At 72.9% G+C, this 14322-nt stretch carries 11 protein-coding genes and 1 pseudogene; 9 read left to right on the forward strand and 3 right to left on the reverse strand.

All coding sequences use genetic code 11. The annotated features are described in order from the left end of the window. Positions 1 to 207 precede the first annotated feature (207 nt). From ACFP2V_RS33075 to ACFP2V_RS33100, 6 genes are all read left to right on the forward strand, one after another. Entirely contained in the window at positions 208 to 1068 is an 861-nt protein-coding gene (locus tag ACFP2V_RS33075; RefSeq protein ID WP_381218970.1) for a helix-turn-helix domain-containing protein, read from the forward strand. 99 nt (positions 1069 to 1167) lie between these two features. Continuing rightward, positions 1168 to 2643: a 30S ribosomal protein S12 methylthiotransferase RimO gene (gene rimO, locus ACFP2V_RS33080; protein ID WP_381218971.1), complete on the forward strand. Its 1476-nt coding sequence runs from the start codon at positions 1168 to 1170 to the stop codon at positions 2641 to 2643. Further along, the gene (pgsA, locus tag ACFP2V_RS33085) at positions 2640 to 3575 is read left to right on the forward strand and encodes a CDP-diacylglycerol--glycerol-3-phosphate 3-phosphatidyltransferase (RefSeq protein WP_381218972.1); all 936 of its coding nucleotides are present in this window, start codon (positions 2640 to 2642) and stop codon (positions 3573 to 3575) included. The genes rimO and pgsA overlap by 4 nt, the downstream gene beginning before the upstream one ends. Continuing rightward, positions 3572 to 4117 (forward strand): CinA family protein, encoded by a 546-nt coding sequence (locus ACFP2V_RS33090; RefSeq protein ID WP_381218973.1) that lies wholly within the window; start codon positions 3572 to 3574, stop codon positions 4115 to 4117. Before pgsA ends, ACFP2V_RS33090 begins: the two co-directional genes overlap by 4 nt. Before the next feature lie 109 nt (positions 4118 to 4226). Beyond that, positions 4227 to 4607 (forward strand): helix-turn-helix domain-containing protein, encoded by a 381-nt coding sequence (locus tag ACFP2V_RS33095; RefSeq protein ID WP_065001703.1) that lies wholly within the window; start codon positions 4227 to 4229, stop codon positions 4605 to 4607. Positions 4608 to 4806: 199 nt separating this feature from the next. Further along, positions 4807 to 5277, forward strand: coding sequence for a Dps family protein (locus ACFP2V_RS33100; RefSeq protein WP_381218974.1), 471 nt, complete (start codon positions 4807 to 4809; stop codon positions 5275 to 5277). Positions 5278 to 5721: 444 nt separating this feature from the next. On the opposite strand, the pseudogene ACFP2V_RS33105 reads toward ACFP2V_RS33100, so the two are convergent. The 3 genes and pseudogenes from ACFP2V_RS33105 to ACFP2V_RS33115 form a co-directional block, all read right to left on the reverse strand. Beyond that, a pseudogene (locus ACFP2V_RS33105) lies at positions 5722 to 6334 on the reverse strand (SDR family oxidoreductase). Positions 6335 to 6371: 37 nt separating this feature from the next. Further along, the gene (locus ACFP2V_RS33110; protein ID WP_381218975.1) at positions 6372 to 7178 is read right to left on the reverse strand and encodes an Fpg/Nei family DNA glycosylase; all 807 of its coding nucleotides are present in this window, start codon (positions 7176 to 7178) and stop codon (positions 6372 to 6374) included. Between the two features lie 84 nt (positions 7179 to 7262). After that, positions 7263 to 12227 carry an ATP-dependent helicase gene (locus ACFP2V_RS33115; protein WP_381218976.1) on the reverse strand — a complete coding sequence of 1655 codons (4965 nt, stop codon included), beginning with the start codon at positions 12225 to 12227 and terminating at the stop codon, positions 7263 to 7265. Between the two features lie 122 nt (positions 12228 to 12349). Between ACFP2V_RS33115 and ACFP2V_RS33120 the strand changes: the two genes are divergently transcribed. Genes ACFP2V_RS33120 through ACFP2V_RS33130 form a run of 3 tightly spaced genes read left to right on the forward strand, consistent with a single transcriptional unit; the run spans position 12350 to position 14315 of the window. Further along, the gene (locus tag ACFP2V_RS33120; RefSeq protein WP_381218977.1) at positions 12350 to 13192 is read left to right on the forward strand and encodes an AraC family transcriptional regulator; all 843 of its coding nucleotides are present in this window, start codon (positions 12350 to 12352) and stop codon (positions 13190 to 13192) included. Positions 13193 to 13215: 23 nt separating this feature from the next. Continuing rightward, positions 13216 to 14010, forward strand: a complete 795-nt coding sequence (locus ACFP2V_RS33125) for an AzlC family ABC transporter permease (RefSeq protein WP_381218978.1) — start codon at positions 13216 to 13218, stop codon at positions 14008 to 14010. Then, positions 14007 to 14315, forward strand: coding sequence for an AzlD domain-containing protein (locus tag ACFP2V_RS33130; protein WP_381218979.1), 309 nt, complete (start codon positions 14007 to 14009; stop codon positions 14313 to 14315). Before ACFP2V_RS33125 ends, ACFP2V_RS33130 begins: the two co-directional genes overlap by 4 nt. Positions 14316 to 14322 lie beyond the last annotated feature (7 nt).

Below are 14322 nucleotides of genomic sequence, written 5' to 3' on the forward strand. Positions count from 1 at the left end.
CGTGACCCACCCGTAAGGGAGCAGTGCGCAACCGTTTCCCCCGGTCGCACGTCAAGTTGAGGGAAACGGCAAGCAGTAGTGCCATCATCGGTATGTCGGGCCATTCAGATGGCGTACAAAGTCCGACCGTCCGGTTGCCCCACCCTTTTGTCACCCCCCTAGACTGAACCTCCAGCACAGGTGGCTACACGCTCGAAAGGCGCCCCCGTGTCCATCGGCAACTCTCCTGAAGACGAGCGTCCGTTCGACGACGTATCCGATGTATCCGACGTGTTCGACGGTGCCTCCGAGGGAGCCCGTCCCTCCGTCGGACGTGCGCTGAAGCAGGCGCGCATCGCCGCCGGCCTCACCGTCGACGACGTCACCACCGCCACCCGGGTCCGTATCGCCATCGTGCACGCCATCGAGGCGGACGACTTCGAGTCCTGCGGCGGCGACGTCTACGCGCGCGGGCACATCCGAACCCTGGCCCGGGCCGTGCACCTCGACCCCGCCCCGCTGATCACCCAGTACGACGCCGAGCACGGAGGCCGTCCGGCACCCACCCCGGCCGCCCCCCTGTTCGAGGCGGAGCGCATCCGTCCCGAGCGGCGCGGGCCCAACTGGACCGCCGCCATGGTGGCCGCGATCGTCGTCGTCATCGGCTTCGTCGGGTTCACGATGGTCAACGGCGGCGACGGCGACAAGGCGAACGTCGCCGACGGCGACGCCACTCCGAGTGTGTCCGAATCGTCCACCCCCAAGTCCGGGAAGCCCGCCGCCCCCGAGCCGGAACCCTCCGACAGCGCCATCGCGGCCGCCCCGCAGGACAAGGTGATCGTCAAGGTGAGCGCCCCCGACGGGCGCAGCTGGATCTCCGCCAAGGACCACAGCGGCCGGCTGCTCTTCGACGGACTGCTCGCGCAAGGCGACTCCAAGACCTTCGAGGACAGCTCGAAGATCAACCTCGTGCTCGGTGACGCCGGCGTGATCGACCTCTTCGTCAACGGCAAGAAGATCGAGGACGACTGGCAGCCGGGCGCCGTGGAGCGCCTGACCTACACCAAGGGCGACCCGCAGGCCGGATAGCGGGACCGCACCCGGAAGGGCGCCTCGCCGACGGGGCCGGCCAAGATCGGTCAACCCCGTCGACGTGGGGTGTCAGCGGGACGAAGTAGTCTTGAGCCCATGCCTGATCGCCGCACCGTCGCACTCGTCACCCTTGGCTGCGCCCGTAACGAGGTGGACTCGGAGGAGCTCGCAGGCCGTTTGGAGGCGGACGGCTGGCAGCTCGTGGAGGATGCCGAGGACGCGGACGTCGCCGTCGTGAACACCTGCGGTTTCGTCGAAGCCGCCAAGAAGGACTCCGTCGACGCCCTCCTGGAGGCCAACGACCTCAAGGGCCACGGGAGAACGCAGGCCGTGGTGGCGGTGGGCTGCATGGCCGAGCGGTACGGCAAGGAACTCGCCGAGGCGCTTCCCGAGGCCGACGGCGTGCTCGGCTTCGACGACTACACCGATATCTCGGACCGCCTCCAGACCATTCTGAACGGCGGCATCCACGCCTCCCACACCCCGCGTGACCGGCGCAAGCTGCTGCCCATCAGCCCCGCCGAGCGGCAGGAGTCCGCCGCGTCCGTCGCACTCCCGGGACACGGTCCGGTGGACCTGCCCGCGGGTCTCGCCCCGGCTTCCGGCCCCCGCGCGCCTCTGCGGCGCCGGCTGGAGGGCACCCCGGTCGCCTCGGTGAAGCTCGCCTCCGGCTGCGACCGGCGCTGCTCCTTCTGCGCCATCCCGTCCTTCCGTGGCTCCTTCATCTCACGCCGCCCGAGCGACGTGCTGGGCGAGACGCGATGGCTGGCCGAACAGGGCGTGAAGGAGGTCATGCTGGTCTCCGAGAACAACACCTCCTACGGCAAGGACCTCGGCGACATCCGCCTCCTGGAGTCCCTGCTGCCCGAGCTCGCCGAGGTCGACGGCATCGAGCGGGTCCGCGTCAGCTACCTCCAGCCCGCCGAGATGCGCCCCGGCCTGATCGACGTGCTGACCTCCACACCCGGGGTCGTCCCGTACTTCGACCTGTCCTTCCAGCACTCCGCGCCCGACGTGCTGCGCGCGATGCGCCGCTTCGGCGACACGGACCGCTTCCTGGAGCTCCTCGACACCATCCGGAGCAAGGCGCCCGAGGCCGGTGTGCGCTCCAACTTCATCGTCGGCTTCCCCGGCGAGTCGGAGTCCGACCTCGCCGAGCTCGAGCGGTTCCTGACCCACGCGCGGCTGGACGCCATCGGTGTCTTCGGCTACTCCGACGAGGAGGGCACCGAAGCGGCGACGTACGGGCACAAGCTGGACGAGGACGTCGTGGCCGAGCGGCTGGCGCGGGTTTCCCGGATGGCCGAGGAACTCGTCTCGCAGCGCGCCGAGGAGCGGGTCGGCGAGACGGTGCGCGTGCTGGTGGAGTCCGTCGACGAGGAAGAGGGGGTGTACGGCCGGGCAGCGCACCAGGCTCCCGAGACCGACGGCCAGGTCCTGCTCACGAGCGGCAGGGGTCTGCGCCCGGGCCGTATGGTCGAGGCGAAGGTCGTCGGCACGGAAGGTGTCGACCTGGTGGCCGAGCCGCTGTTCCAGGGTTCGCCCGCGCTGAGCGAGGAGACGGGCAGATGACGGGTGTCCCGGCATCCGCGGCGGGAGGCCCCTCCGGCGCGAGGAGGGCGGCGGCGAGTCCGGCCGACCGTTCGCGGCCCGGCGGGACTCCGGGCGGTGAAGCCTCCCGGACCCGGACCCCGGCTTCCCAAGGCGCGACCGAGGGTGCCGCGGGCGGCATTCCTGGCAGCACGTCGCACAGTGCTTCCCACGACGTTTCGAGTGGCGACGGCCGTGACGGCGACGGCCGTGACGGCGACGGCCGTGACGGCGACGGCCGTGACGGCGACGGCCGTGACGGCGACGGCCGTGACGGCGACGGGCACCCGGCGCGGGGCAAGAAGATCGCGGCGGCAGCTGTCAACCAGGCCAGTGTCTGGAACATCGCCAACCTGCTCACCATGCTCCGGCTGGTCCTCGTTCCGGCCTTCGTCGCCCTGATGCTGGCCGACGGGGGATACGACCCGGCCTGGCGCTCGTTCGCCTGGGCCGCCTTCGCCGTCGCCATGATCACCGACCTGTTCGACGGTCATCTGGCGCGCACCTACAACCTGGTCACCGATTTCGGAAAGATCGCCGATCCCATCGCCGACAAGGCGATCATGGGAGCGGCGCTGATCTGTCTGTCCGCGCTGGAAGATCTCCCCTGGTGGGTCACCGGAGTCGTCCTCGGCCGGGAACTCGGCATTACGCTCCTGCGTTTCCTGGTCATTCGCTACGGCGTTATTCCGGCGAGCCGCGGGGGCAAGCTCAAGACCCTCACCCAGGGCGTGGCCGTCGGCATGTACGTGCTGGCGCTGACGGGGTGGCTGGCGACTCTGCGGTTCTGGGTGATGGCGGCGGCTGTCGTGCTCACGGTCGTGACCGGGCTCGACTATGTGAGACAGGCCATCGTGCTGCGCCGACAGGGAATCGCGGAGCGGAAGGCCGCGTTGGAAGAGACGAAGGCGTGAGTTCTCCGGCCGCCGAAGTGGTGCGACTACTCACCGTGAGGGGTATGACGCTGGCCGTCGCGGAATCGCTGACCGGAGGTCTGGTGGCCGCGGAGATCACCTCTGTCCCCGGGGCGTCCAAGGCATTCCGGGGCTCGGTCACGGCATACGCCACCGATCTCAAGCATGAACTGCTCGGCGTCGACGTCACCCTGCTGGCGCGGAGCGGAGCGGTGGATCCGCAGGTGGCGGCGGAGATGGCGGCCGGTGTCCGCAAGGCACTGGGCGCGGACTGGGGGATCGCGACCACGGGAGTCGCCGGCCCGGATCCCCAGGACGGACAGCCCGTCGGGACCGTCTACGTGGCCGTGCACGGGCCGTCGGCGACGGCTTCGGGCTCTGCCAGCGGCAGAAAAGTGGAGCGCCTGCGGTTGAACGGCGACCGGGCGGAAATTCGTATGGAGAGTGTACGGAGCGTACTCGCACTGCTTCTTGGAGAGCTTGCGGGCGAACAGACCGGGAATGAGCGGGCACAGGATACGGAACAGAACGGGGGGTTTTGATGCTTACAGCCCAGAGTGAACACGACATCGCTCCCCGCACGGCCGCAGCGCAAGGCGGTACGGTGGGGCGAGAAGGATCCCGATACACGGCCCGAGGAGGGAGCCACCGATGATTCTGCTCCGTCGCCTGCTGGGTGACGTGCTGCGTCGGCAGCGCCAGCGCCAGGGCCGTACTCTGCGCGAAGTCTCCTCGTCCGCCCGAGTCTCACTCGGCTATCTCTCCGAGGTGGAGCGGGGGCAGAAGGAGGCTTCCTCCGAGCTGCTCTCCGCGATCTGCGACGCGCTGGACGTACGGATGTCCGAGCTCATGCGGGAAGTGAGCGACGAGCTCGCCCTCGCCGAGCTGGCCCGGTCGGCTGCAGCGACCCCCAGTGAACCCGTACCCGCGCCGGTTCGTCCGATGCTGGGTTCCGTCTCGGTGGCCGGTGTGCCACCGGAACGGGTGACCATCAAGGCGCCCGCCGAAGCGGTGGACGTCGTCGCCGCCTGACGCGGTGTGACAGTGTGACAGGCCCCGGCCGGGGCTCTTCCGGGAGATCCGGAGGGGCGTCGCCGGGGTTTTCGCTTGCCCGCGTTCCGGGGCCGCGCCTTTTCGGTTGCCGCGTGTGTGTGCATTTGCCGGTCCGAGGCGTGACCGCCATGGTTGAGGGAACGAGGGACCATGCGGGGGATCAGCCACGGAGGTGCGGATGTACGTCGTGAAGAGCCCATTGTCCGACGAGAACCTGAAGACTGTGTCCGAGGCGCTCCAAGGAGCCCTTGTCGACCTGGTGGACCTCAGCCTGGTGGCGAAGCAGATCCACTGGAACGTGGTCGGGCAGCGCTTCCGTTCCGTGCACCTGCAGCTCGACGAGGTGGTGACCCTCGCGCGGAGGCACACCGACACCGTGGCGGAGCGCGCCGCAGCGCTGGGCGTCTCACCCGACGGGCGCGCCGCGACGGTGGCCGTCGGCAGCGGCATCGGGGTGACGCCCGAGGGCTGGGTCGACGACACGGCCGCGGTGGGTGCCATGGTGGACGCACTGGGCGCGGTGATCGCGCGGATGCGCGAGCGGGTCGACGCGACCGGTGAGGCGGACCCGGTGAGCCAGGACCTCCTCATCGCGGTGACGGGGGATCTCGAGAAGCAGCACTGGATGTTCCAGGCCGAGAACGGGTGACGTGGCCCCGGGCGCTGCCCTGAGCGGCAGCGAGCCGGGCCGGGTGGACGTGCGGCACGCGGGGGCCGCGGGAGCACAGGTGCGGCGATCGGTGCGGGGCGCGGTGCGCCCGTGTGCCGTCGGTGCGCCCTGGCCGCCCGGATGAGCGGCCTCATAGCGCCCGGCCGGAGGGGGAGGCCATGAGGGCGCAGGCGGTCCGCTGGGGTGCTCGGGGTGTTGCGCTGGGGCTCGGGATCCTGTGCTGGTGGGCCGTGGCGAGGCTGCTGCTCGTCCCCGACGCCGGAGTGCTGGAGGCAGCGGTCGCGGCCGGCGGCTGGGGACTGAGCCTGCTTCCGGTGCACTGCATGCCGAAGGGCCGCGCAGAAGCCGCCCTTGCGGACGGGCGGTGGCGGTGGGCCTGGAAAGCGGGCAGCGGTACTTCGGCCGCCGGCACCTCGGCGGCGGTCACTTCGCCGGGGGCCGTCCCCACGGCATCACCGCGTCCCCGTTCGGGCAAAGAATCCGGTCAGTGGTGAAGGCCGCCCCATCCGAGGCCAGGTGCAGGACGGTCCGTGCGACGTCCTTTGACCCGCTGATCCGCCCCAAGGGCGACAGCCGGGCCATCCGGGTCGGCGCGGCCTCGGCGCGGGACTGTCCCTTGTCGTCGTGGGGGCCGGTCATGGGCGTGCGGAGCGGGCCGGGGTGCCGGTGTCCATGGCGCCCGAGGCCATGGTGACGATGCTGTCGCCGGTGCCACGGGCGATCATCAGGCGGGCCGCCGACCGGCAGGCGTCCGGCACTCCCTTGAAGTTCACGTCCAGCACGCGGTCGAGGTCCTCGTCCCGGGTCTCGAGGACGGGGCTGCCGCGCATGATCCCCGCGACCGCGGCCAGCACGTCCGGACGACCCGGACGCGGGCGGTGCCGTCCACGCGGCGGCCCGTATCGCGGTCCGCGCAGTGCACGGTGGCCCCGCCTCGGCCGGCAGCAGTGCGCAGGCATGGCCGACGATGCCACTGACCGGCGGCACCGGTGACGAAGGCGGTGCGACCGGTGAGGTCGGACGGCGCGAGAGCCATTCGGGGAACGTACGAGCAGACCTGACGGGCCGCCGGTTCAGGAGCCGGGGGGCGGGGCCGGGCCCTGCTGGCAGACGGGGCACCAGTAGGTGGGGCGGTCGCGGGAGCCGTCGCCCTGGTCGGCCCGGCGGACCGTGGTGCGGCAGCGCAGGCAGGGGCGGGTCGCGCGGCCGTAGACGAACAGGTTCTGGTCGCGGCGTCCCGTGGTGCTGCGGACGGGGCGGTCGCGGTTGTGCTCCAGCAGCTTCTTCGCGAGTCCGGGCAGCTGTGCGGCACGGTCGGCGGGCAGTTCGCCGATGGGGAGCCAGGGCGTGACGCCGAGCAGGAAGCAGAGCTCGCTCTTGTACACGTTGCCGATGCCGGCGAGGTTGCGCTGGTCGAGGAGGGCCTCGCCAAGCGGGAGGGCCGGGTCGCGGAGCAGGTTGGCCGTTGCCAGGGAGGGGTCCCAGTCCGGGCCGAGGAGGTCGGGGCCGAGGTGACCGACCACGCGGTCCTCGTCGGTGGTGCGCAGGAGTTCGAGGACGGGCAGACGGTAGCCGACGGCGGTGCGGTCGGCGTTGCCCAGGATCGCGCGGATCTGGTGGGCGGGGCCACCGCTCCAGCGCTGCCCGTTCGCGTACACACGCCAGGAGCCGTCCATCCGCAGGTGCGAGTGCAGGGTCAGGCCGCCCTCGACACGGGTGAGGAGGTGCTTGCCGTGCGGAGTGACGTCCAGGACGGTGCGGCCGGTGAGGTCGGCCGTGGCGAACCGGGGCACCCGGAGGTCGCTGCGGGTCAGCACCGTGCCCGCGAGGGCGCTGTGCAGCCGCCTCGCGGCCTGCCGGACGGTATCTCCTTCGGGCATGGGTCAAGGGTGGCATGTCGTCGTACGGGTGCCGGGGGAGTGCGCGGCCGGGACTGAGGCGGGCCGGGGCGGGAAGGCCGTGCGTCAGGCGCGCAGGCGCAGGCCTCTGGGAGTGGCGACGAAGCCCGCGGCCTCCAGGAGTGCCCCGAGCGGGGAGGTCAGGGCCGGGGCACCGTTGACCCGCTCCACGGTGACCGTGCCGAGGGAGCCCGCGCGGGCGGCGGCGGCGAGGGCCTCCGCCGCGGCGGGAATGCGGGGGTCGTCGGCGGGTTCGCCGTCCGGGTCCGCGGGCCAGGCCAGCACCGTCTTGCCGCCGCGCTCCACATAGAGCGTCAGCTCACCGTCGACGAGGACCACCAGCGAGCCCGCCTTGCGCCCAGGCTTGTGCCCGGCGCCCGTCGGGGGCTCGGGCCAGCCCAGGGCCGCACCGTACGCGTTCGCGGGATCGGCGGCGGCCAGGACGACGGTCCGCGGGGCGCGCTCCGGGCCGGTGCGCCGGCCCGCGAAGGGGTCGTACGACGGGCGCGCCCCGCGCTGCCGGGACCCGGGAATCTGCGCGACGAGGTCGCGCGGGGAGACGTAGTCGCCCGGCGACGGCCGCGGATGCGACGCCCGGTCGGCGCCGTCCGGGAGGCGGGGGAAGCCGCCGTGGCCAAGGGCGGGCTCGTGGGAGCCGTCGGCGGGCGGGGCGAAGCGGTGGAGGGCGAGAGGATCGGGGCCGCCGGGGAAGTCAGGGCCGGCGCCGAAGGGGCCGCCCTCGAACGGGTCGTCCGGGCCGGGCCCGGGGAGGGCGTCGCCCCGCTCGCGGGCGTTGGCCGCCGCGCGGAGGCGGTCCACGGCGCCGTCCATGGCGAACTGCGCGGCCCCCAGGCCTTCCACCACGTAGCCGCGACGGGCCTGCCCGGTCTCCTCGAAAGCCGACAGAACGCGGTAGACCGCGGAGAAACCGCCCTCGACGCCCTCGGCGGCGACCGCGCCCCGGGTGACCACGCCGTGCCGGTCGAGCAGGGTCCGGGCCAGCGTGTGGGCGCGGACCGTGGGGTCGGTCTCCCGGTCCGGCAGCAGTGACCAGCGGCCGGCGACCGTCGGCGGGCCGGTACGGGAGGCACCGCGGGCGGCTGCAGCGAGTGAGCCGTAGCGTCCGCGGGGGACCTGGCGCTTCGCGCGGTGGGCGGTGGAGCCCGCGGTGCGGCCCGAGCCCAGCAGCGAGCGCAGGGGAGCGAGCGTGTCGTTGGTCAGCCGGCCGGACCAGGCCAGGTCCCAGACGGCGTCGGCCAGTTGGGGGTCGGTGACCTCGGGGTGGGTGGTGGCGCGGACCTGGTCGGCGATCTGGCGGAAGAACAGCCCGTAGCCGCCGGAGAGGGCATCGAGGACCGACTGGTGCAGGGCGGTCGTCTCCAGGGGGCGCGGTGGCGGCAGCAGCAGTGGGGCCGCGTCCGCGAGGTGGAGGGAGACCCAGCCGTCCTTGCCCGGGAGGGAACCGGCACCGGCCCACACCACCTCGCCGGTGGCCGTGAGCTCGTCCAGCATCGCGGGGGCGTAGTGCGCGACCCGGGAGGGCAGGACCAGCTTCTCCAGGGCGGACGCGGGCACGGACGCCCCCTGCAACTGCTCGATCGCGCGCACCAGACCATCGACGCCGCGCAGCGTGTGCCCCTTGCCGATGTGCTGCCACTGAGGGAGGAACTGGGCGAGCGCGGCCGGTGACACCGGTTCCAGCTCGTGCCGCAGGGCGGCCAGGGAACGGCGGCGCAGCCGGCGCAGCACGGCCGAGTCGCACCACTCCTGGCCGATCCCGGCCGGGTGGAACTCGCCCTGGACGACCCTGCCCGCCGCGGAGAGCCGCTGCAGGGCGCCCTCGGTGACCGCCACGCCCAGCCCGAAGCGGGCCGCGGCCGTGCCCGACGTGAACGGGCCGTGCGTGCGAGCGTACCGCGCGAGCAGGTCGCCGAGCGGGTCCTTGACCGGTTCGGTGAACGCCTCCGGTACGCCGACCGGCAGCGCCGTGCCCAGCGCGTCGCGCAGCCGCCCGGCGTCCTCGATCGCCGCCCAGTGCTCCGTGCCGGCGACGCGGGCCCGGATCGCGCGGCGTGCCGACACCAGGTCCGCCGCCCACCGCGGCTCGGCGCCCCGCTCCGCCAGCTCGGCCCCGGTGAGCGGGCCGAGCACGCGCAGCAGGTCGGCCACCCCCTCCGCGTCCTTGACCCGCCGGTCCTCGGTGAGCCACTGCAGCTCACGCTCCAGCTCGGTCAGCACCTCGGCGTCAAGCAGTTCGCGCAGCTCCGCCTGGCCGAGCAGCTCGGCCAGCAGCCGCGAGTCCAGCGACAGGGCCGCCGCGCGGCGCTCGGCGAGCGGGGAGTCGCCCTCGTACAGGAACTGGGCGACGTAGCCGAACAGCAGAGAGCGGGCGAAGGGGGACGGCTCGGGGGTGGTGACCTCGACGAGCCGCACCTTACGGGACTCCAGGTCGCCCATCAGCTCGACGAGACCGGGGACGTCGAAGACGTCCTGGAGACATTCGCGGACCGCCTCCAGGACGATCGGGAACGAGCCGAACTCGCCCGCCACCTGGAGCAGCTGGGACGCACGCTGGCGCTGCTGCCACAGCGGGGTGCGTTTACCGGGGTTGCGACGCGGAAGCAGCAGCGCGCGGGCGGCGCACTCGCGGAAGCGGGACGCGAACAGTGCCGAGCCGCCCACCTGGTCGGTGACGACCTGGTCGACCTCCCCCTTGTCGAAGACGACGTCCGCGGCGCCCAGCGGTGCCTGGTCCGCGTCGTACTCGGTGCCCGCCCGCACCGGCTCCTGGTCGAGCAGGTCCAGGCCCATCAGGTCGGCGTCCGGCAGGCGCAGCACGATGCCGTCGTCGGCGTGCATCACCTGGGCGTCCATGCCGTACCGCTCGGAGAGACGCGCCCCGAGCGCGAGCGCCCACGGGGCGTGCACCTGGGCGCCGAACGGGGAGTGCACGACGACCCGCCAGTCGCCGAGCTCGTCACGGAAGCGCTCCACGACGATCGTGCGGTCGTCCGGGACATGGCCGCAGGCCTGGCGCTGCTCGTCGAGGTAGGACAGCACATTGTCCGCGGCCCAGGCGTCGAGCCCGGCGGCGAGGAGCCGCAGACGCGCCTCCTCCCCGGCCAGCGAGCCGACCTCGCGCAGGAAGGCGCCCACCGCGCGGCCCAGCTCCAGCGGGCGGCCCAGCTGGTCCCCCTTCCAGAACGGGAGCCGGCCCGGTACGCCCGGGGCCGGGGAGACCAGCACCCGGTCGCGCGTGATGTCCTCGATGCGCCAGGAACTCGTGCCGAGTGTGAACACATCACCGACACGGGACTCGTAGACCATCTCCTCGTCGAGTTCGCCGACCCGTCCGCCGCCCTTCTTGGGGTCGACGCCCGCGAGGAACACCCCGAACAGGCCCCGGTCGGGGATGGTGCCCCCGGAGGTGACGGCGAGCCGCTGTGCCCCCGGGCGGCCGGTGATCTCGCCCGTGACCCGGTCCCACACCACGCGCGGGCGCAGTTCCGCGAACGCGTCGGAGGGATAGCGGCCGGCGAGCATGTCCAGTACGGCCGTGAAGGCCGACTCGGGCAGGGAGGCGAAGGGCGCGGCCCGGCGGACCATCGCCAGCAGGTCGTCGAACTGCCAGGTGTCCATGGCCGTCATGGCGACGATCTGCTGGGCCAGGACGTCCAGCGGGTTCGCGGGAACGCGCAGCGACTCGATGGAGCCCGTCCGCATCCGCTCGGTGACCACGGCGGCCTGGACGAGGTCGCCCCGGTACTTCGGGAACACCACGCCCGTGGAGACCGCCCCCACCTGATGCCCCGCGCGGCCGACCCGCTGGAGCCCCGAGGCCACGGACGGCGGCGACTCCACCTGGACCACCAGGTCGACCGCGCCCATGTCGATGCCCAGCTCAAGGCTGGAGGTGGCCACCACCGCGGGCAGCCGGCCCGCCTTGAGGTCCTCCTCGACTTGGGCGCGCTGCTCCTTGGACACCGAGCCGTGGTGCGCGCGGGCGATGACGGCGGGTGCGCCCTGGGCGGCTCCGGACCCGCCCATCAGCTCGGCGGGGGAGTGGTGCTCGCCCAGGGGCTCGCCGGTGGCCCGCTCGTAGGCGATCTCGTTGAGCCGGTTGCACAGGCGCTCCGCGAGGCGGCGGGAGTTCGCGAACACGATCGTCGAACGGTGGGACTGGACCAGGTCGGCGATCCGCTCCTCGACGTGCGGCCAGATCGACGGGCGTTCCGCTTCCCCAGCACCCTCCGAGGCGTCCGCCACGGGGGAGCCTCCCAACTCGCCCAGGTCCTCGACCGGGACCACGACGGACAGGTCGAACTCCTTGCCCGAATCCGACTGGACGATCTCCACCTTGCCGCGAGGGGACAGGAAACGGGCGATCTCGTCGACCGGACGGACCGTCGCCGACAGGCCGATACGGCGGGCCGGCCGGGGCAGCAGCTCGTCCAGCCGCTCCAGGGACAGCCCCAGATGCGCCCCGCGCTTGGTACCGGCGACCGCGTGCACCTCGTCCAGGATCACCGTCTCGATGCCCGTCAGCGCGTCGCGCGCGGCTGACGTCAGCATCAGGAACAGGGACTCCGGGGTGGTGATCAGGATGTCCGGCGGGCGGGTGGCCAGGGCCCGGCGCTCCGCGGGCGGGGTGTCGCCGGAGCGGATCCCGACCTTCACCTCGGGCTCGGGCAGCCCCAGGCGCACGGACTCCTGGCGGATGCCGGTCAGCGGGCTGCGCAGATTGCGCTCGACATCGACGGCCAGAGCCTTGAGCGGGGAGACGTACAGGACGCGGCAGCGCTTGTGGTGGTCTGCGGGCGGGGGCGTGGCGGCCAGCTGGTCCAGGGCCGCGAGGAAGGCGGCCAGCGTCTTTCCGGAGCCGGTGGGGGCGACCACCAGTACGTCCGAACCCTCCCGGAGGGCACGCCACGCGCCCGCCTGGGCCGCGGTGGGTGCCGCGAACGCCCCCGTGAACCAGCCGCGGGTCGCGGCGGAGAAGCCGTCCAGGGCCGGGTGCGGTGTACTGACCATGCGTCCATCGTGCACCCGGGCACTGACAACGGGGCTGGCCTGCGCGGATGCCCGGCCGCCGGCCGAGCGCGGTCCCCGGGGCCCCGGCAGGGAGCTCTGCCGGGGCGCGTGACAATGGCCGTATGACGGAAACGGGCAAGGAACGCGCGCGGCACTGGCAGTACGCCGAGCTGCCCGGCGTCGACCTGCTCCGGGCCCGCTACATCCGCAAGTCGTTCGTGCGGCACACCCACGAGAACTTCGTGATCGCCGCCATCGCCGACGGAGTGGAGGTCTTCCACCACGGTGGGGCCGACCAGTACGCGGGTGCCGGAACACTCGCGCTCGTGAACCCGGACACCCCGCACACCGGACGGGCGGGGGTGCCGGAGGGATGGCGGTACGGCGCGGTGTATCCGCCGCCCGAGGTGGTGGTGGCCATCGCCGCCGAGACCACCACATTGCGCGGCACCCCGGGATTCGTGACACCGGTGCTCGACGATCCGTACACCGTCCACCTGGTGCACCGGGTGCTGCGGGCCACCGACGAGGGCAACGCGCTCGCCGCCGACACCCTGCTGCGGGTGGCCGTGACCCGGCTGCTGCGGCTGAACGGCGGGTCGCTGCCCCGGCGCCGGGTACGCACGGCCGGTGTCCGGACCGCCGCACGCGCGCGTGCCCTGCTGGAGGAACGGATGGCCGCGCCGCCGACGCTGGAACAGCTGGCCGACGAACTCGGCACCAGTCCGTTCGCGCTGCTGCGGGCCTTCCGCGACACCTACGGAATGCCGCCGCACGCCTGGCTCACCGACGCACGGGTACGGCGGGCGCGCCGGCTGCTGGACGCGGGCACGATGCCGTCGGAGGTCGCCGTCGCGGTCGGTTTCACCGACCAGCCGCACCTGAACCGGCACTTCGGCCGGATCGTCGGCGTGCCGCCGGGCGCCTACCAGCGCGAGCGCAAGAACGTACAAGACACCCGGTGAGCGCTCCACGTACCGTCCGAGGTGTGGCAACAGAACAACAAGCAGCATTCGCACAGGTACGCGCCGGGGACGTCCCGGGAGAGAAACGGGACGGCGCGGTCGTCCGGGACGCCCTGGGGGTCGGGATCGCCGTCGGGCTCTCCGGATTCGCCTTCGGAGTGACCTCGGCGGGCAGCGGACTCACCCTGCTGCAGACCTGCACGCTCAGCCTGCTGGTGTTCACGGGGGCGTCCCAGTTCGCCCTCGTGGGGGCGCTGGCGGCCGGGGGAAGCCCTTTCACGGCCGCCGCCGGTGCGTTCTTCCTGGGCGTGCGCAACGCCTTCTACGGGTTGCGCCTGTCCCAGCTGCTGGCCCTCCCGCGCGCGGTGCGGCCGTTCGCGGCCCAGTGGGTCATCGACGAGACGGCCGCGGTCTCCCTCGCCCAGCCCACCCGGCGCAGCGCCCGGGTCGGCTTCCTGGTCACCGGGCTCAGCCTGTACGTCCTGTGGAACCTCACCACGCTGCTCGGCGCGCTGGGCGCCGAGGCCATCGGGGACACCGACGCCTGGGGCCTGGACGCGGCCGGCCCCGCGGTCTTCCTGGCCCTGCTCGCGCCGATGCTGAGGACCGGCACCGAACGGCTGGTCGCCGGGCTCGCCGTCCTGCTGGGTCTCGGCCTGCTGCCGGCCCTGCCCGCCGGTGTACCGGTTCTGGCGGCCGCGCTCGCGGCGCCGGCCGTCCTGTGGGCACAGGGCCGCCGCGGGGGCACACCGCGCGGTGACGTGAAGGAGCGGAGCGATGCGCCGGCGCGCGGCGACATACCGGAGGAGGACCGTTGAACATCTGGATCGCGATCGGTGTGACCGCCCTCGGGTGCTACGCCGTCAAACTGACCGGACTCCTGGTACCCGCCGGCGTCCTCGAACGGCCGCTCGTCCGGCGTCTCGCCGCCCTGCTGCCCGTCGCCCTGCTCGCTGCCCTGACCGCCCAGCAGACCTTCGCCGACGGCCGGACGCTCGTGCTGGACGCGCGGGCGGTGGGGCTCGCGGCCGCCGCCGTCGCGCTGGTGCTGCGCGCCCCGTTCCTGGTCGTCGTCGGGGCGGCCGTGGTGGTGACGGCGGGAGTCCGGGCCCTGGGCGGGTGAGGCGACG

Origin of the sequence: Streptomyces incanus, assembly GCF_042656345.1 — a bacterium.
Lineage (GTDB): Bacteria > Actinomycetota > Actinomycetes > Streptomycetales > Streptomycetaceae > Streptomyces > Streptomyces incanus.

Excerpts from the sequence above, each read along its gene's own strand:
- ACFP2V_RS33095 (WP_065001703.1), top strand. The coding sequence starts at position 4,227 with ATGATTCTGCTCCGTCGCCTGCTGGGTGACGTGCTGCGTCGGCAGCGC.
- ACFP2V_RS33100 (WP_381218974.1), top strand. The coding sequence starts at position 4,807 with ATGTACGTCGTGAAGAGCCCATTGTCCGACGAGAACCTGAAGACTGTG.
- ACFP2V_RS33110 (WP_381218975.1), bottom strand. The coding sequence starts at position 7,178 with ATGCCCGAAGGAGATACCGTCCGGCAGGCCGCGAGGCGGCTGCACAGC.
- rimO (WP_381218971.1), top strand. The coding sequence starts at position 1,168 with ATGCCTGATCGCCGCACCGTCGCACTCGTCACCCTTGGCTGCGCCCGT.
- ACFP2V_RS33115 (WP_381218976.1), bottom strand. The coding sequence starts at position 12,227 with ATGGTCAGTACACCGCACCCGGCCCTGGACGGCTTCTCCGCCGCGACC.
- ACFP2V_RS33120 (WP_381218977.1), top strand. The coding sequence starts at position 12,350 with ATGACGGAAACGGGCAAGGAACGCGCGCGGCACTGGCAGTACGCCGAG.
- pgsA (WP_381218972.1), top strand. The coding sequence starts at position 2,640 with ATGACGGGTGTCCCGGCATCCGCGGCGGGAGGCCCCTCCGGCGCGAGG.